The following is a 16,165-nucleotide window of genomic DNA, read 5'->3' as shown; positions in this document are numbered from 1 at the left end:
GCCTCCCGTCTCGGACGCCCCTCACCGCCCATTTCAATGTTTCAGCGGACTAGCCGATTGCTGCCGCTGCCTGTCGTGTCCCTCCCGTTCGATTTCAAGGCGCGCCTGGCGCGCGCTGCCCTGACCCTGCTGCTGGCCTGGGGTGCGGCGCGGCTGTGCGTGCGCTGGGGCGTGCCGGTGCCGTGGATGATCGGGCCGCTGCTGGCCACGGCACTGGCCAACTCGCTCGGCCTGCCGGCGCACAGCCTGCGCACGCTGCGCAACATCGGGCAGTGGACGATTGCCGTCGTGCTGGGCCTGTACTTCACGCCGGAGATGGGTGCGCTGATGCTGCGGCTCTGGTGGGCCGTGCTGCTGGGCGTGGTCTGGGCGCTGCTGCTGGGCCTCGGCCTGGGACGCTGGCTGCGGCGCGCGCTGCAGGCCACGCTGCCGGGACTGGCGCCGGCCGAGCTGCGCGCCACCAGCTATTTCGCGAGCAGCATCGGCGCCGCCTCCGAGATGACGCTGCTGGCCGAGCGCGCGGGCGCGCGCACCGACCTGGTCGCGGCGGCGCACAGCGTGCGCATGGCGGTGGTGGTGCTGAGCGTGCCCTTCCTGATGCAGTGGGCCAAGGACTACTGGCAACTGCAGGCGGTCGACATGGCGCCGCCGGCGCCACGCGTTGCCGAATGGCCGGGCCTGCTGTGGCTGGTGCTGGCCACCGGCGCTGGCGCCGCACTGATGCGCCTGGCGCGTGGCGCCAACCCCTGGTTCATCGGGCCGCTCGCAGTGACCGTGGCACTGACGCTGTCCGGCATCCATTGGTCGGCGGTGCCGACGCACTTCAGCCAGGCGGCCCAGCTCCTCATCGGGGTCAGCCTGGGCGTGCGCTTCTCGCGCGCGTTCTGGGTCGCGGCGCCGCGCTGGCTGGCCGCCACGGCCGTGGGCGCCCTGGCCCTGATCGCGCTGTGCCTGGGCTTTGGCGCGGTCCTGGCCTGGGCCACCGGCCTGCATCCGATGACCCTGGTGCTGGCCACCTCGCCGGGCGGGTTGGCCGAGATGGCGATCACCGCCCAGGTACTGCAACTGGGCGCCCCGGTGGTGACGGCCTTCCAGGTGTGCCGGCTGGTGGCGGTGCTGCTGCTGGCCGAGCCGGTCTATCGGCGCTGGGTTGCGCCCATCCCGCCTTCAGGCATGGGCACGGACCGATGACGACGGACCGCGGCTGACGTCGCGCATGGCGCAGCCCGATTCGCAACGGTGGCGATCCCGCGCCACGGGCGCGTCATCGAAGCGCAGCGCGGTCATTCGTCATTCTCAATGCATGACGACCGGGTTTTGCGCCAGTTCGGCGTAGCCGGCCAGGGTGTCCTCGACCTCTTCCTGCGTCGGCGTGTTTTCCTGCCAGGCGGCGATGCGTGCCTGGAACAGTTCGGCCCACAGGCCGTCGAGGTAGACCTCCTTGCCCGAGCGCTTGTCCACGATCTCGAATCCGTGGCGCATCAGCGCTGGCGCGCGTGTCGACCCGTCAGCGTCCTCGGACGCTTCCGGCATCAGATGCAGCACCGTGAAGGAGTCGGAATCGTAGAGCATGTTCATGTCGGTCGATACGGTCTTTCGGTCGAAGTGGATGAAGGATCGTGCCCGGTAGATGCGAACGAACGGGGCAAGTTCAAGGCATGCAGGGTTTTCCTGGCCTGAGGGCCTGCCGCGTCGGAACCTCTACACTCGCGGCCCATGAAACTGGCCACTTACAAGGATGGGTCCCGCGACGGGCAACTGGTCGTGGTGTCGCGCGACCTGGCGAGTGCCCACTATGCCACGGGCATCGCGAGCCGGCTGCAGCAGGTGCTGGACGACTGGAACTTCATGGCGCCGCAGTTGCAGGACCTGTCGGATGCACTCAACGCGGGACGCGCGCGCCACGCTTTTGCGTTCGAACCCGCGTGCTGCATGGCGCCGCTGCCGCGCGCCTGCCAGCGGGTCGAGGGCGCGGCCTACCTGAGCCACGTCGAACTGGTGTGCGCCGGCGGCCTCGGCGGCCTGTCCGAACGCTTGGCCGCCGGGCCGCTGGTGCGCCAGGCTGCGAGCGATGCGTTGCTGGGGGCGCGCGACGACATCGTCGCGGTGGACGAGGCGCATGGCATCGACTTCGCGGGCGCGCTGGCCGTGATTACCGGCGACGTGCCGATCGGCGCGACGCCCGAGCAGGGCCTGGAGGCGGTGCGCCTGCTGATGCTGGCCAGCGACGTCAGCCTGCGTGAGCTGATGGCGCGCGAGATGGAAACGCGTCTGGGCCTGCTGCAAGGCAAGCCGGCCACCGCCTACGGCCCGGTCGCGCTGACGCCGGACGAACTCGGCAGCGCCTGGCAGGACGGCCGCGTGCACCTGGCGCTGCAGACCTCCTGGAACGGGCGCAAGCTCGGGCTGTGCGACGCGGGCCCGGAAATGCGCTTTCATTTCGGCGAGCTGATCGCCCACGCGGCGCGCACGCGGTGCCTGGGGGCCGGCACCATCGTTGGCAGCGGACCCGTGAGCAACCACGGCGTCGAGTCGGGCGGCCGGCGCGAATGGCCCAGGGGCCATGGCTGCATTGCGGAGAAGCGGGCGCTGGAGACGCTGCAGGATGGCGCGCCCAGCACCGGCTACCTGAAGTTCGGCGACACCGTGCGCGTCGAGATGAAGGGGCGCGACGGCCGCTCGCTGTTCGGTGCCATCGAGCAGAAGGTGGTGCCGCTGGCGCGCGGCTGAAGCCGGGCCTGCGCGAGATCCCGGGCGCGCACGGCCCGTGGCTCGCGCGCCAGCGCCCGGATCCCGCCGAGCGGCATTGCAACCGCGAGCGCCACCGGAACGGTGACGAGCGGCGGCAGGATGGGGGCGGAAGCAACGGCCATCGTGCATGGTCGGCGCGGCAGGCCTGACTGGCGTCGTTCCGCCACCCTCGCCTGACGTGGCGCCATGGTCGCGCGGCTCAGGTCTGGATCATGTCGTCCCCCGCCGACCTGCCGGCGCCGCGCCGCCGCCTTGTGCGCAGGTGGCCGTCCTCGTTACGATGCCCGCTGTTCCCAGCCAACCGAACCGGAGAATCCCGCATGACCGCAGCCGCCATCGACTACAGCCGCTACCAGACCTTCCACATCACGCGCCGCGGCCCGGACGACTGCGTGCTCGACCTGCAGATGAAGGCCAAGGGTGGCAAGCTGCCGACGGCGGGCCACGAAGGCCACTGGGAGCTGGCCGAGATCTGGCGCGACGTCGATCGGGACGAGAGCGTGCGCGTGGCGGTGCTGCGCGGCGACGGCCTGGGTTTCTCCGGTGGCGGAGACCTGGCGCTGGTGCAGGACATGGCGCAGGACTTCGCCGTGCGCACGCGCGTCTGGAAGGAGGCGCGCGACCTGGTCTACAACGTCATCAATTGCGAGAAGCCGATCGTCAGCGCCATGCACGGCCCGGCCGTCGGCGCGGGGCTGGTGGCCGGACTGCTGGCCGACGTGTCGATTGCCGCGCGCACGGCGCGCATCGTCGATGGCCACACGCGCCTGGGCGTGGCGGCGGGCGACCACGCGGCGATCTGCTGGCCGCTGCTGTGCGGCATGGCCAAGGCCAAGTACTACCTGATGCTGTGCGAGGCCGTGACGGGCGAGGAGGCCGAGCGCATCGGCCTGGTATCGCTGGCGGTGGATGACGACCAACTCCTGCCCAAGGCCTACGAGGTGGCGGACAAGCTGGCGGCCGGCAGCCAGAGCGCGATCCGCTGGACCAAGTATTCGCTCAACAACTGGTACCGCCAGGCCGGGCCGACCTTCGACACCTCGCTGGCGCTCGAATTCTTGGGCTTCGGAGGGCCCGACGTGCACGAGGGCGTCGCCTCGCTGCGCGAGCGGCGTGCGCCGCGGTATTGAAATCACACCCCCTGTGTTGCTGCGCTCCGTCCCCGGCAGTGGGGGCGCACCCGATGGCCAGGGGAACCCCCGGCCACGGGCGCCCCGCATGGCCTGCTCCGCGGCCCCCGGCAGGGCCGTTCGGTGCCCGAGGGTTGGCGGGTTGCACAGTGGGCCGACTGAAATGCCCCTTGAGTCGCGACGCTCGCGCTGGCCTGGCATGCCCACCACCACGGCACGGACGGGGCGCACCCGACGGCCGGGATCAGGTTCTGTTCAGGCCTTGCCGCCCATGTGCGCCATCATGGCCGCGACGTTGAGCTTGCGGTCGGCCTCGACCCGCTGCACGCTGGCGCGCTCGCCCATGCGCTTGAGGTAGTCGCGCACCGGCAGCCCGGCCAGCAGGTCCTGCCCGTAGATGATCTTGCTGCAACTGGCGACCAGCGGCAGGTGGGCGATGGCCGCGCAGTCGGCCAGGCTGAAGGTGTCGCCCGCCACATAGGGTGCAAAGCGCGCCAGCTGGCCGAAGCCGGCGATGTGCCGTTCCAGTTCGGGACGCAGCTTCTCCTTGAGTCGCTCGCTCACCTGGCCGCCGAAGAACGCCTCGGGATAGAGATTGCGCGCCACCAGTTCCAGGTGCAGTTCGCTGTAGCGCAGCAGCTCGCGCACCTTGGCGGCCTGGTAGGGGTCGACCGGCAGCAGCGGATGGGCCGCGTAGCGTGCCTCGAGGTACTCCAGGATCACGGTCGATTCGCTGATCGGCCCCTGGTCCGTGAGCAGGTACGGGACCTTGCCCAGCGGGCTGGCCGCCGGGTCGGTTTCGCCGACCCAGGCCAGCCGCTCCTGGAAGGGCAGTTGTTTCTCGAGCAGGGCCAGCTTGACGACGTTGTAGTAGTTGCTGGCGGAAAAGCCGACAAGGGTGAGCATGCGTGCGATCCTTTGCGCGTGGATTGGGGGGAAGCATCAAGGCAACGCTGAACGAGTCTCCGTGATCACGGAGACTCGTTCAGCGTTGCCTCAAGCCTAACCGCAAGCGCGCGTCCGGCCGGGCGGACTCCGTGATAATCCGGGCATGGGTTCACCGCGCCGCCTGGTTCGTCTTGCGCGCATGCTGCTGGCGTGCTTTGCGCTGGCCCTGGCCGCCGCCGTGATCTCGCCGCTGGTGCAGCCGCGCCCCCTGCAACTGGTGTGCAGCGCCGACGGCCAATGGCGGCTGCTGGCAGGCGTCGACGACGGCCAGCCGGCGCCGGGTGGCGTGCATGCGCTCGATTGCGCCCTGTGCCTGCCGGCCGGCGTGCCGGCCAGTGCGCTGCCGATCCCGGCGGCGTCTGCCCCGGTCGAATCACGGCTGCGGGCGTTGCGTCCGCACACGCATGCCGTGCTGCAGGCGCGTGCGCCGCTGCCGCCGCGCGGTCCGCCCGCCTGACCCTGCTGCCGCACGGGCCTGCACGGCAAGCGTGCAGGTCTGGTCTCGTCTTCAGTTTCAGGAGCAACCATGTTCAAGCAAGGAATCAAGCGTGCCACCGGCGTGTTGCTGGCGGGTCTGTTGTGGATGGGCGTGGCGCTGGCGCAGCCGGTGCATGTCGAGGGCGCGTGGGCGCGTGCCACGGTGCCGGGCCAGGCCGTGGGCGGCGTCTACATGACGCTGACGGCGGCCCAGGACCAGTGGCTGCTGGGCGGTACCAGCCCCGCAGCCGGCCATGTCGAGGTGCACGAGATGGCAATGCAGGACAACGTGATGCGCATGCGCGCGATCGAGTCGCTGCACCTGCCGGCGGGGGCGCCAACCACGCTCAAGCCGGGGGGACTGCACCTCATGCTGGTCGACCTGAAGGCGCCCTTGGCGGCCGGCAGCAACGTGGCCCTGACGCTGCGCCTGCGGGATGCCCAGGGCCGGGAATCCAGCCTGCCGCTCGAGATTCCGGTGCGTGCCGTGCAAGCGCCCGCCAACGCCGCGGGGCACGGCGGCGGGCACGGACACTGACGCCCGACCGTCTTTTGGGGGGCGACACGGGATGCCGGAATCCGTGGCGCCGCTCGTGCGAACTCGCGTTCGGTGAATGCGACAGATGACCCGGGCTGGCACCGGCGCGGTGAAACCCGGCTGTGTCATCGACGCGCAGCGAAGTCATCGATCATTTGCCGTTCGAACGCGCGTTCGCATCAACCCGGAGACGCGGTTGCATGCGCCCGCCAGCGCGGTGCTGGCGGGCGCATGGCGCGCTCACGTGGCTGGTGAGCGCCGGCGAAGGCGCGAGAGTCGACGTCGATGCGGGTTGCGTGACGCACACGTGCCGTCAACGGCACAGGACCAATGGCTCCGCCACGCTCCCAGGGGCTTCGCAGCGGGTGGCGGCGTCTGCTGCGGCACTGCTGCAGGGGCAATTGCCAGCGGGATCAGCAGCTTTGGCGCAGGCGCCTGCCCCGTGGGGCAAGGTTGCCCCTGTCGCGACCCCGCGCTTTCGGGTAAGCTGAGTTGTTGCGTGGCGACCCGCGCCGGGGCGTCATCCGATTGCAATCCGACTTCTGGAGTGGCAAGACCATGAGCGAACAGACGCCCTTTGACTTCGGCAAGCTGATGCCCGGATTCGATTTCCTGCGTCAGCTGGCCGGCGGCGGCACCGGCACTGCCGGGGCCGCGACTGGGCTCGGCCACTGGGTGGCGCCGACCATCAGCGTCGAGGAACTGGATCAGCGCATCACCGAACTCAAGGCCGTGCAGTTCTGGCTGGAACAGAACCTGCTCGCCCTGAAGGCCACGGTGCAGGCGCTCGAAGTGCAGAAGATGACGCTGGTGGCGCTGCACGGCATGAATATCGGCATGGGCGAGATCGCCAAGGCCTTCACGCTGCCGGAGGCGGAGGTGGAGAGCAAGGCCGAGCCGGCTGCATCAAGCGCGCCGGGCTGGCCCTACACCCGCAGCGAGGCGCCCGCGCCCCCAGTGTCTGCGGGCGATGCCGAAGCACCGGCCGAGGGCGTGGCCGCGGCGGATCACCCCGAGCCGCGCGCCGCCAGGCGCACCGCCGGAGCCCGCAAGCCGGCGGCCGCGTCGGCAGCCTCCGCCATGACCGATCCCATGCAGTGGTGGGGCGCACTGACGCAGCAGTTCCAGCAACTCGCGACCGAGGCCTTGCGCGAGGCCGCGCAGGTCATGCCGGGCGCGGAACCCGAGGCGGCTCCGACCGGCACCCGCAAGCCGGCGGGTGCCAAGTCGGCGGCCGCGAAGAAACCCGCGGCGCGCAAGAGCGCCGGCGGCAAGACGGCTACCCGCAAGAAGGCCGCGCCGCGCCAGAAAGCCCGCAAGGAAGAAGCAGCGGCACCCGCGCCAGGTGTCGGCTGGCCTCTGCCGTCCCCCTTCAAGTCCGGATCACGCTGAGCACCGCGAGAGCCGGGCACGCCCGTGCAAGTCGCGTGCCGGTGTCGCCTGAGGTGGCCTCGCGTGCAGAGATCCGCCAAATGACGCCGGTTCGCTCCATGGCGGCGGCCGGTTTCACAGCGACTTCTTCAGCCAGTTGCCGATCTCGCCGACGATGCCGCGGCGAAACACCAGCACGCAGACGACGAAGATCACGCCCTGCACCACGGTGACCCAGGCGCCCAGCTCGGCCAGGTAGTTCTGCATGGTCACGATCACGGCGGCGCCGACCACAGGACCGAAGATGGTCCCCATGCCGCCGACTAGGGTCATCAGCACGACCTCGCCCGACATGCCCCAGTGCACGTCGGTGAGCGAGGCCAGCTGGAACAGGATCGCCTTGGTGCCGCCGGCCAGGCCCGACAGCGTGGCCGACAGCACGAAGGCGCGGTGCTTGAATTTGTCGGCATCGTAGCCCAGCGAGATCGCGCGCGCCTCGTTCTCGCGGATGGCCTGCAGCACCTGACCGAAGGGCGAGTGGACGATGCGGTAGATGAGGGCGAAGCCGCCCGTGAAGATCGCCAGCACGAAGATGTACATGGCCATCGGCTGCGACAGGTCGATGAGACCGAACAGGCGTCCGCGCGGCACCGCCTGGATGCCGTCCTCGCCGCCGGTGAACGGCGCCTGCAGGCTGAAGAAGAACACCATCTGCGCCAGCGCCAGCGTGATCATGGCGAAATAGATGCCCTGGCGCCGGATCGACAGCCAGCCGGTGACCCAGCCCAGGGCACCGGCGCAGGCGGTGGCGAACAGCACGGCGAGCTCGGGCGTCAGGCCCCAGACCTTGGCCGAATGCGCGGCGGCGTAGCCGGCGCTGCCGATGAACATCGCGTGGCCGAACGACAGCAGCCCACCGTAGCCGAGCAGCAGGTTGAAGGCGCAGGCGAACAGCGCGAAGCACATCACCTTCATCATGAACACCGGGTACACGCCCACGAAGGGCGCGCCCACCAGCACCACCAGCATCAGCGCGAACACCAGCAGGTGGGTGCGCGCCGTCGCGCGTTCCTGCGCGCTGGCGGAATCGGGTTGCGCCGGTGCGGCGGTCGAAGAGCGAGCAGCGGCGGCCATGGGCTTATTCTTGGGTGCCGAACAGCCCGGCCGGACGGATCAGCAGGACGATGGTCATGATGATGAAGATGACGGTGGTCGAGGCCTCGGGATAGAACACCTTGGTCAGGCCCTCGACCAGGCCGAGCCCGAAGCCGGTGACGATCGAGCCCATGATCGAGCCCATGCCGCCGATCACCACCACGGCGAAGACGACGATGATCAGGTCGGCACCCATGAGCGGGCTGACCTGGTAGATCGGTGCGGCCATGACACCGGCGAACGCCGCCAGCGCGATGCCGAAGCCGAAGGAGAGCGTGATCATGCGCGGCACGTTGATGCCGAAGGCCTGTACCAGCTGCGGGTTCTCGGTGGCGGCACGCAGGTAGCCGCCCAGCCGCGTGTGCTCGATCACGAACCAGGTCGCCAGGCACACCACGAGCGAGGCGACAATGACCCAGCCGCGGTAGTTGGGCAGGAACATGAAGCCCAGGTTCTGCCCGCCCTGCAGTTGCGACGGGATCGCGTAGGGCAGCCCGCTGGAGCCGAATTCGTTGCGAAACAGGCCTTGCAGGATCAGCGCCAGGCCGAAGGTGAGCAGCAGGCCGTAGAGGTGGTCGAGCTGGTAGAGCCGCACCAGCATCGTGCGTTCGACGACCATGCCGATCGCGCCAATGGCGATCGGCACGACGACCAGCGCCCACCAGTAGTTCAGGCCGAACTTGTTGAGCAGCAGGTAGGCCCCGAACGCGCCCATCATGTAGAACGCGCCGTGGGCGAAGTTGATGATGTTGAGCAGGCCGAAGATGACGGCCAGCCCCAGCGACAGCAGGGCATAGAAGGAGCCGTTGATCAGGCCGATGAGCATCTGGCCCATCAGGGCCTGGATCGGGATGTCAAACATGCTGCAACTCCTGCGTCGGCGCGGGACTGGCCGGCGCCCGCCTTACTTGACCAGGTAGCAACCGCCTTCGTTGAGCGGGCGGAAGGCCTTGTCGGCGGGGATGGTTTGCACCAGCTTGTAGTAGTCCCAGGGGTACTTGGACTCGCTCGGCGCCTTGACCTCGAACAGGTAGGCCGGATGGATCTTGCGGCCATCGACGCGGATCTTGCCCTGGCCGAACAGCGGGTCGTCGGTCGGCAGTTTCTTCATCTCGTCGACCACCTTGACGCCATCGCTGTCATCCTGCAGCGCGTCGACCGCCTTCAGGTAGTGCAGCAGGCCCGAGTAGACGCCGGCCTGCACCATGGTCGGCATCTTGCCGCCGTGCAGGGCGCCAAAGCGCTTGGACCAGGCGCGCGTGCCGTCGTTCATGTCCCAGTAGAAGGTCTCGGTCAGCTGCAGGCCCTGCGCCGACTTCAGGCCCAGGCCGTGAATGTCGCTGATGAATACCAGCAGGCCGGCCATTTTCTGGCCGCCGGCGACGATGCCGAACTCGGCCGCCTGCTTGATCGAGTTGATGGTATCGGCGCCGGCGTTGGCCAGGCCGATGATCTTGGCCTTGGAGGCCTGGGCCTGCAGCAGGAAGGACGAGAAGTCCTGCGTGCCCAGCGGCACCTTGACGTTGCCCAGCACCTTGCCGCCGGAGGCCTTGACGACTTCGGAGGTGTCCTTCTCCAGGGCGTGGCCGAAGGCGTAGTCGGCCGTGAGGAAGAACCAGCTGTCGCCGCCGGCCTTGACGACCGCGCTGCCGGTGCCGTGCGCCAGCATCCAGGTGTCATAGGTCCAGTGCACCGTGTTGGCGTTGCAGGACTTGCCGGTCATGTCGGACGAACCGCCGGTGGAGTCGACGAAGACCTTGTTCTTCTCCTTGACGACCTCGGCCACGGCGAACATCACCGACGAGGTCGGCACGTCGAGGATCATGTCGACGCCGTCGGAGTCGATCCACTTGCGCGTGATGCTGGAGCCGACGTCGGGCTTGTTCTGGTGGTCGGCCGAGACGATCTCGATCTTCAGCTTGGAGCCGGTCTGCTTGAGGTAGTCCTCCACGGCCATCTTGGCGGCCACGACCGAGCCCGGGCCCGACAGGTCGGCATAGGGGCCGCTCATGTCGCTGAGCACGCCGACCTTGACGACGCCGCCGGTGATGGCGGCCTGGACGCCGCCCGCCACGGCCAGCCCGAGACCGGCGATCAGCGCGCATAACAGTTTGCGTTTCATGGTGTCTCTCCTTGAGGTGGGTGAAATCGAGGGGCGTTTCAGACGCCCAGGTACTGGTGCAGCATGTCCATGTTGTCCTGCAGCTCGGCGGCGCAGAGCTCGCGCAGGATCAGGCCGCGCTCCATGATGTAGAAGCGGTCGGCCAAGGGCGCGGCGAAACGGAAGTTCTGCTCCACCATCAATACCGTGAAGCCGCGCGTGCGCAGCTCGCGGATCATGTGTGCCAGCGCCTGCACGATGACCGGCGCCAGGCCTTCGGAAATCTCGTCCAGCAGCAGGATGCGCGCACCGGTGCGCAGGATGCGCGCCACCGCCAGCATCTGCTGCTCGCCCCCCGACAGGCGCCCGCCGGGGCTGCCACGGCGCGTCTTCAGGTTGGGGAACATCTCGTAGATCTCGTCGATGCTCATCCCGCCCTCGGCCACCTTGGGCGGCAGCAGCACGTTCTCCTCGCAGCTGAGCGAGGCCAGGATGCCGCGCTCCTCGGGGCAGTAGCCCACGCCCAGGCGCGCGATGTGGTGCGGCGGCATGCGCACGGTGTCGGTGCCGTTGATGCGGATCGCGCCGGTGCGCTTGCCCACCAGGCCCATCAGGGCGCGCAGGCTGGTGGTGCGGCCGGCGCCGTTGCGGCCCAGCAGGCTGACGACCTCGCCGGTGCCGACCCGGAAGTTGACGCCGTGCAGGATGTGCGACTCGCCATACCAGGCGTGCACGTCCTTGAATTCGATCGCGGGAGTGCTCATGCTCGATCCGTTGCTCAGGCGCCGATGCCCTCGAGCTGTTCGTCGGCGCTGCCCATGTAGGCCTCGCGCACGCGCGCGTTGTTCGAGACCTCGCTGTAGGTGCCTTCGGCAATCACCTGGCCGAACTGCAGCACCGTGATGGTGTCGGCGATGCTGCCGACCACGCCCATGTTGTGCTCGACCATCAGGATGGTGCGGTTGGCCGCCACCTTCTTGATCAGTTGCGTGACCATCTCCACGTCCTCGTGGCCCATGCCCTGGGTCGGCTCGTCGAGCAGCATGAGCCGCGGATCCATGGCCAGCGTGGTGGCGATTTCCAGCGCGCGCTTGCGCCCGTAGGGCAGCTCCATCGCCGGCAGCTGGGCGAATTCGGCCAAGCCCACGTGGTCCAGCAGCTCCATGCAGCGCGCGTTGAGCTGGTCCAGCGTGCGCGCCGACTGCCAGAAATTGTAGGCCGTGCCCAGCGTCGGCTGCAGCGCCACGCGCACGTTCTCCAGCGCCGTCATGCGCGGGAAGGTGGACGAGATCTGGAACGAGCGCACCATGCCGCAGCGCGCCACCTGGGCCGGCTTCTCGCGCGTGATGTCCGTGCCTTCGAACAGGATCTGGCCGCGCGTGGGCTCCAGGAACTTGGTCAGCAGGTTGAAGCAGGTCGTCTTGCCGGCGCCGTTCGGGCCGATCAGCGCGTGGATGGTGCCGCGCTGGACTTTCAGGTTGACGTTGTCGACCGCCACGAAACCCTTGAACTCCTTCGAAAGCTCGCGGGTTTCCAGGATGATGTCGGAACTCATGGGTCTGTCTGGGGCGGCGTCGATGGCAGCGGCTGCCTGTTGGAACGGGGCTGATTATGCGTGACTGGAATCGCCGTTCCGCTAGGGGTTTCCACGGCAGTGATGGGTACCCGCCGGCTGCGCGCCTTGCTCAGGCGCGGTCCATGCGGGCCAGCAGGCCGGCCAGTGCGTGCGCCGTGGCCTGCGCGCGCACGGCGGCCCGGTCGCCCTCGAAGCGGCGGCATTCGGTCTCCAGCAGGGCGCCCGCGCCCCAGCCGAACCACACCGTGCCGACCGGCTTGTCGGCGCTGCCGCCGCCGGGGCCGGCGATGCCGGTGATGGCGATGCCGGCCTGCACGTTCGCGCGTGCCAGCGCGCCGATGGCCATGGCACGCGCCACGGGTTCGCTCACGGCGCCGTGGGCAGCGATCAGCGCGGCCGGTACGCCCAGCAGCTCGGTCTTGGCCGCGTTGCTGTAGGTGACGAAGCCGCGCTCGAACCAGGCCGACGAGCCCGCCAGGTCGGTGCAGGCGGCGGCGATCAGGCCGCCGGTGCAGCTTTCCGCCGTGGCCAGCATCCAGCGGCGCTGCAGCAGCGCAGCCGCCAGTTGCCGCACCGTGGCGGCGGTCCGCACCGCGGGCGCCCGGGGATCGGTCCCGTCCGTCATAGCGCGTGCCACAGCGCGATCACCAGCAGGGAGCAGCCGGCGGCCACCAGGTCGTCCAGCATGATGCCGAGGCCGCCGCGCCAGCCTTGGGCGCCGTGCAGCAGCCGGTCGGCCCAGCCCACCGGGCCGGGCTTGACGGCATCAAAGAAGCGAAACAGCATGAAAGCCACGAGCTGGGCCCAGAACCCGGTCGGCAGCAGCAGCCACAGCATCAGCCAGAAGGCGACGATTTCATCGGCCACGATGGCGCTCGGGTCGGCGATGCGCAGGTGGTCGGCGGTGCGCGTGCAGGCCCACCAGGCGACGGGCAGCGACAGCGCGAGCAGCACGCCCAGTTGTGTGGGCGTGAGCCAGTGGCCAAGCACGCTCCAGGCCAGCCAGGCCCACAGCGTGCCCACCGTGCCCGGCGCCAGCGGCGACAGGCCCGAGCCGAAGCCCAGCGCGATCCAGTGCGCCAGGTCGCCGCGCATGAAGCGTGCGCTGGGGCGCTGCGGCGCGTGGGGGAACACCTCGCCCGAGACGCTGGTCTCGCCGCCGTCGGAGTCCGCTCGGGCCATGGTAGGTGCCGCTGGCGCCGTCAACGCTCGCGCAGCCGCGCGTCCTTGGGCCAGCTGATGGCGTGCACGGCACTGAATGCCTGCGTGGCGCCGGCGGCGAGCGACTGCTCCCAGGCGACGTTGCCCTGCTGCCCGTTCCAGGTCTCGGTCTGCGGCGCCGGCTCGTAGCGCGACTCGACGCGCACGTCCTCGTGCTCTGGCACCGGCGCGGCGTCCAGCACCTGCAGCGTGATGGCACCCGCATGGCGATTCTCGACCAGGTAGCGGCGGCTGTCGACGCGCTGGTTGCGACTGCCGATGAAGCCGCCCGTGCCTTCCTGTTGCTCGGGGCGCTCGGCGCGCACGTTCACCAGTTCGTCGCGGCCGAAGGCCAGGCCGTCGCGCCCGGCCTGGGCGGCGTCGAAGCGCGCGCTGCCGACGTAGGCGCCGTCGCGAATCAGGCTGATCGGGCCGGCCGGCCAGACGCCCGGCGGCACGGCGAATTCGGCCACCAGGTAGGCGTGCGCGTCGAGCGCCGGCGTGGTGCGGGTCAGCAGGCGCGCGTCCAGCAGCTGTTCGCCCAGCGCCAGCGTGACGCGCTCGCCGCCCGAGGGCACGCGCACGCGCTGCGACACCCGAAACTCGGTCGCATAGCTGCCCTGGAACACGCTGACGTCGAAGCCGGGTTCGTCCGCGCCCGCCTTGGCGGATTCGACCAGGCGCGCGCGCGGCGCTGGCGCCGGCGCCGCCATCACCGCGATCGGTGCCTCTGCCACCGGCGGCTGGATGCCGACGCGCCAGGGGCGCGGCAGCGGACCCTCGGTGGCGGCGCCGGGCTGGCCGGTGGAGAGCGTGATCGGCACGTCATCCCAGTCCTCGCCCGTGTTCTGCGCCACCTGGGCCAGGCGCTCGAGCCGCAGCCGGCCGCTGGCGCTGTCCAGGGCCGCGCGGTAGCCGGGCTGCCAGCCCGGGCCGCGCACCTGGTAGGACAGGCGCAATTCGCCGCCCTGCGGCGCCGCCAGCGTGACCTGGACCGTGCTGACCAGGGCGTCCTTGCGGCCGGCACGGTCGCGTTCGGCCAGCAGGGGCTTGAGGACCTGCTCCAGCCGCTCCTGCTCGCGCGCCAGCCTGTGGCGCCGCTGCAGCGCCTCCTGCCCCCCCTGGCGCAGCGCCTGCGCGGTGGCGGCGATCTGGGCCGGTGGCGTGGCGCGCGTGCTGCCGTCCGCGCCAAAACCCTTGAAGTAGCCGGTCGCGAAGTCGATGCCGCCGACCTGCGCCTGCAGCGTCGCGAGTTCATCCTCGAGCGCGCGAATGCGCTCGTCCAGCGCGCTGGCGCAGGTTGCACCGAGCAATTCGCGTGGCTGCTGGCGCAGCGTCAATTCGCCGATGCGCACGTCGGCACTGCCGCTGGCCTGCAGGCTGGCGGCATCCAGCGTCGCCGGCAGGCAGGCAAATACGGCGTGGCGCGCGCCGGGCGCGAGGCGCAGCACGCGCTGCACCGAGGCAACGCCCGGATACAGCGTGATGCTGGCAATGCGCGCGCCGGAGGCGGCAGGCGTTTCCTGCGCCAGGCCCGGCAGGGCCACGGCAGCAAACCCGAGGGCAGCGGCGGCCATCGCAGACGCGCGCAGGGAGATCGGGAACAGGTGGGGCATGGGCATGAGGGTACTCGCGCGACAGGGGTGGCGATTCCGGTCCGACGATACGGGGCCCCAGAGGCCGTGCGCGGCTCCACCCCCTGGATCGCCGTGCGAGTGTATTGCGCGGCGGCGCGCATCAATTCTCCATGATGCGTTGCAGCACCCTGCGGCGCGTGAAACGACACGGCTTCGATGGTCGCGGAACAGGCGGGCCGCGGGTACCCGTGGCCGGGGTTTCACTGATTACTGGATGCGTTCGGGAGGGTGCGCAGCGACACCGGGGTGTCTGATTTCACGCAAAGTGATCGAATGAGCGGAACGTGCTGGTGTCGAGCGGCCGGCCTTGCGCGCCCAGCAGTTGCAGTCCGGGTTCGCGCCGCAGTTGCCCGATGCGGGTCACGCGCGTGCCGGCGCGGCGGGCCGCCGCCTCGACGGCAGGGCGCGCTGCGGCGGGCGCCGAGAACGCGAGCTCGTAGTCGTCGCCGCCCGAGAGCACCACGCGCAGGCCGATTTCAGTGCCTGGCAGGTCGTCCGCAGCGATGGCGGTGGGCGCGCAGGGCAGCAGGGTGGCGACCAGCGCGGCATCGATGGTGGCGCCGACGCGGCTGGCCTTCAGGATGTGGCCGACATCGCCCAGCAGGCCGTCGCTGATGTCGATGGCGCTGTGGGCCAGGCCGCGCAGGGCCTGGCCGAGTGCGACGCGCGGCGTCGGGCGATCCATGCGCGCCTCGGCCGCTGCCAGCACGTCCGGGGCCAGCGTCCATTCGGCGCGCCGCGCCCCCAGGGCCAGGCGCGCCGCGCCCAGGGTGCCGCTGACCCAGAGGTCGTCCCCGGCCCGGGCGCCGTCGCGCCGAAGCGCCTGGCCGGCCGGCACCTGGCCGAACACGGTGACGCTCAGGGCCAGCGGCCCGGCCGTGGTGTCGCCACCGATCAGCGCACACTGGTGCGCCTCGGCCAGGGCCAGCATGCCGTCACTGAAGGCGTCGAGCCAGGCAGCGTCGGCGGCACGCTCGGGCGGCAGGGCCAGCGCCAGCGTGAAGGCCAGGGGCTCGGCGCCCATCGCCGCGAGGTCGCTCAGGTTGATCGCCAGCGCCTTGTGTCCGAGCGCCGCCGGGTCGACGTCGGGCAGGAAGTGGCGGCCCTCGAGCATCATGTCGGTGCTGATCGCCAGCTGTTGGCCCGGCGCCGGTTGCAGCAGCGCGCAGTCGTCGCCGATGCCGAGCGCGATGCGTTCCGGCTGGCCCGGGACGCGCGCCGCCTTGGCGCCGAAGAAGCGCTCGATCAGTTCGAACTCGCCCATCATGGCCTGGGCTGCCC

General features: G+C 70.2%; 17 protein-coding genes. 6 read left to right on the top strand and 11 right to left on the bottom strand.

The genetic code is table 11. From position 1 onward, the window contains the following. Positions 1 to 75: 75 nt before the first annotated feature. On the top strand, positions 76 to 1,191 hold the full coding sequence (locus PKA16_RS11520) for an AbrB family transcriptional regulator (protein WP_324403364.1): 1,116 nt from the start codon (positions 76 to 78) through the stop codon (positions 1,189 to 1,191). A gap of 105 nt (positions 1,192 to 1,296) precedes the next feature. Here the strand turns inward: PKA16_RS11520 and PKA16_RS11515 are convergent, their stop codons facing one another. After that, positions 1,297 to 1,578 carry a DUF3567 domain-containing protein gene (locus tag PKA16_RS11515; protein WP_324403363.1) on the bottom strand — a complete coding sequence of 94 codons (282 nt, stop codon included), beginning with the start codon at positions 1,576 to 1,578 and terminating at the stop codon, positions 1,297 to 1,299. Positions 1,579 to 1,716: 138 nt separating this feature from the next. On the opposite strand from PKA16_RS11515, the gene PKA16_RS11510 reads away from it, so the two are divergent. Both PKA16_RS11510 and PKA16_RS11505 read left to right on the top strand, forming a co-directional pair. After that, positions 1,717 to 2,730 (top strand): fumarylacetoacetate hydrolase family protein, encoded by a 1,014-nt coding sequence (locus PKA16_RS11510; RefSeq protein WP_324403362.1) that lies wholly within the window; start codon positions 1,717 to 1,719, stop codon positions 2,728 to 2,730. Positions 2,731 to 3,071: 341 nt separating this feature from the next. Next, positions 3,072 to 3,881 (top strand): enoyl-CoA hydratase/isomerase family protein, encoded by an 810-nt coding sequence (locus PKA16_RS11505; protein WP_324403361.1) that lies wholly within the window; start codon positions 3,072 to 3,074, stop codon positions 3,879 to 3,881. Between the two features lie 255 nt (positions 3,882 to 4,136). Here the strand turns inward: PKA16_RS11505 and PKA16_RS11500 are convergent, their stop codons facing one another. Continuing rightward, a complete protein-coding gene (locus PKA16_RS11500) occupies positions 4,137 to 4,787 on the bottom strand; it encodes a glutathione S-transferase (RefSeq protein WP_324403360.1) in 651 nt (216 codons plus the stop codon). A 145-nt stretch (positions 4,788 to 4,932) separates the two neighbouring features. On the opposite strand from PKA16_RS11500, the gene PKA16_RS11495 reads away from it, so the two are divergent. From PKA16_RS11495 to PKA16_RS11485, 3 genes are all read left to right on the top strand, one after another. Beyond that, complete coding sequence (locus PKA16_RS11495) at positions 4,933 to 5,286, top strand: DUF2946 family protein (protein WP_324403359.1); 354 nt, start codon at positions 4,933 to 4,935, stop codon at positions 5,284 to 5,286. A 69-nt stretch (positions 5,287 to 5,355) separates the two neighbouring features. Then, on the top strand, positions 5,356 to 5,844 hold the full coding sequence (locus PKA16_RS11490) for a copper chaperone PCu(A)C (RefSeq protein ID WP_324403358.1): 489 nt from the start codon (positions 5,356 to 5,358) through the stop codon (positions 5,842 to 5,844). A 558-nt stretch (positions 5,845 to 6,402) separates the two neighbouring features. After that, the gene (locus PKA16_RS11485) at positions 6,403 to 7,236 is read left to right on the top strand and encodes a PhaM family polyhydroxyalkanoate granule multifunctional regulatory protein (protein WP_324403357.1); all 834 of its coding nucleotides are present in this window, start codon (positions 6,403 to 6,405) and stop codon (positions 7,234 to 7,236) included. A gap of 114 nt (positions 7,237 to 7,350) precedes the next feature. Here the strand turns inward: PKA16_RS11485 and PKA16_RS11480 are convergent, their stop codons facing one another. The 9 genes from PKA16_RS11480 to thiL form a co-directional block, all read right to left on the bottom strand. Further along, a complete protein-coding gene (locus PKA16_RS11480) occupies positions 7,351 to 8,244 on the bottom strand; it encodes a branched-chain amino acid ABC transporter permease (protein ID WP_324403370.1) in 894 nt (297 codons plus the stop codon). Positions 8,245 to 8,353: 109 nt separating this feature from the next. Continuing rightward, complete coding sequence (locus PKA16_RS11475; RefSeq protein ID WP_324403356.1) at positions 8,354 to 9,232, bottom strand: branched-chain amino acid ABC transporter permease; 879 nt, start codon at positions 9,230 to 9,232, stop codon at positions 8,354 to 8,356. 42 nt (positions 9,233 to 9,274) lie between these two features. Continuing rightward, entirely contained in the window at positions 9,275 to 10,492 is a 1,218-nt protein-coding gene (locus PKA16_RS11470) for an ABC transporter substrate-binding protein (protein ID WP_324403355.1), read from the bottom strand. Between the two features lie 38 nt (positions 10,493 to 10,530). Next, positions 10,531 to 11,235: an ABC transporter ATP-binding protein gene (locus tag PKA16_RS11465; protein WP_324403354.1), complete on the bottom strand. Its 705-nt coding sequence runs from the start codon at positions 11,233 to 11,235 to the stop codon at positions 10,531 to 10,533. A gap of 14 nt (positions 11,236 to 11,249) precedes the next feature. Continuing rightward, positions 11,250 to 12,026: an ABC transporter ATP-binding protein gene (locus PKA16_RS11460; protein WP_324403353.1), complete on the bottom strand. Its 777-nt coding sequence runs from the start codon at positions 12,024 to 12,026 to the stop codon at positions 11,250 to 11,252. Positions 12,027 to 12,156: 130 nt separating this feature from the next. After that, positions 12,157 to 12,582 (bottom strand): CinA family protein, encoded by a 426-nt coding sequence (locus PKA16_RS11455; protein ID WP_324403369.1) that lies wholly within the window; start codon positions 12,580 to 12,582, stop codon positions 12,157 to 12,159. 86 nt (positions 12,583 to 12,668) lie between these two features. After that, positions 12,669 to 13,142: a phosphatidylglycerophosphatase A gene (locus PKA16_RS11450; RefSeq protein WP_324403368.1), complete on the bottom strand. Its 474-nt coding sequence runs from the start codon at positions 13,140 to 13,142 to the stop codon at positions 12,669 to 12,671. A gap of 107 nt (positions 13,143 to 13,249) precedes the next feature. Then, positions 13,250 to 14,863 carry a DUF4139 domain-containing protein gene (locus tag PKA16_RS11445; RefSeq protein ID WP_324403352.1) on the bottom strand — a complete coding sequence of 538 codons (1,614 nt, stop codon included), beginning with the start codon at positions 14,861 to 14,863 and terminating at the stop codon, positions 13,250 to 13,252. Positions 14,864 to 15,140: 277 nt separating this feature from the next. Beyond that, on the bottom strand, positions 15,141 to 16,148 hold the full coding sequence (gene thiL, locus PKA16_RS11440) for a thiamine-phosphate kinase (protein ID WP_324403367.1): 1,008 nt from the start codon (positions 16,146 to 16,148) through the stop codon (positions 15,141 to 15,143). Positions 16,149 to 16,165: the final 17 nt, after the last annotated feature.

The sequence above is a fragment of the Ottowia sp. genome, assembly GCF_035325765.1.
Taxonomy (GTDB): domain Bacteria; phylum Pseudomonadota; class Gammaproteobacteria; order Burkholderiales; family Burkholderiaceae_C; genus Ottowia.
Note: the sequence above shows the minus strand (reverse complement) of the source record. Positions and strands in the feature narration are given on the sequence as shown.

Coding starts and splice junctions, on each gene's coding strand:
- thiL (WP_324403367.1), bottom strand. CDS start 16,148: ATGGGCGAGTTCGAACTGATCGAGCGCTTCTTCGGCGCCAAGGCGGCG.
- PKA16_RS11465 (WP_324403354.1), bottom strand. CDS start 11,235: ATGAGCACTCCCGCGATCGAATTCAAGGACGTGCACGCCTGGTATGGC.
- PKA16_RS11470 (WP_324403355.1), bottom strand. CDS start 10,492: ATGAAACGCAAACTGTTATGCGCGCTGATCGCCGGTCTCGGGCTGGCC.
- PKA16_RS11460 (WP_324403353.1), bottom strand. CDS start 12,026: ATGAGTTCCGACATCATCCTGGAAACCCGCGAGCTTTCGAAGGAGTTC.
- PKA16_RS11515 (WP_324403363.1), bottom strand. CDS start 1,578: ATGAACATGCTCTACGATTCCGACTCCTTCACGGTGCTGCATCTGATG.
- PKA16_RS11490 (WP_324403358.1), top strand. CDS start 5,356: ATGTTCAAGCAAGGAATCAAGCGTGCCACCGGCGTGTTGCTGGCGGGT.
- PKA16_RS11450 (WP_324403368.1), bottom strand. CDS start 13,142: ATGCGCGGCGACCTGGCGCACTGGATCGCGCTGGGCTTCGGCTCGGGC.
- PKA16_RS11500 (WP_324403360.1), bottom strand. CDS start 4,787: ATGCTCACCCTTGTCGGCTTTTCCGCCAGCAACTACTACAACGTCGTC.
- PKA16_RS11480 (WP_324403370.1), bottom strand. CDS start 8,244: ATGCTGGTGGTGCTGGTGGGCGCGCCCTTCGTGGGCGTGTACCCGGTG.
- PKA16_RS11510 (WP_324403362.1), top strand. CDS start 1,717: ATGAAACTGGCCACTTACAAGGATGGGTCCCGCGACGGGCAACTGGTC.
- PKA16_RS11475 (WP_324403356.1), bottom strand. CDS start 9,232: ATGTTTGACATCCCGATCCAGGCCCTGATGGGCCAGATGCTCATCGGC.
- PKA16_RS11455 (WP_324403369.1), bottom strand. CDS start 12,582: ATGCTGGCCACGGCGGAAAGCTGCACCGGCGGCCTGATCGCCGCCGCC.
- PKA16_RS11505 (WP_324403361.1), top strand. CDS start 3,072: ATGACCGCAGCCGCCATCGACTACAGCCGCTACCAGACCTTCCACATC.
- PKA16_RS11445 (WP_324403352.1), bottom strand. CDS start 14,863: ATGCCCCACCTGTTCCCGATCTCCCTGCGCGCGTCTGCGATGGCCGCC.
- PKA16_RS11495 (WP_324403359.1), top strand. CDS start 4,933: ATGGGTTCACCGCGCCGCCTGGTTCGTCTTGCGCGCATGCTGCTGGCG.
- PKA16_RS11485 (WP_324403357.1), top strand. CDS start 6,403: ATGAGCGAACAGACGCCCTTTGACTTCGGCAAGCTGATGCCCGGATTC.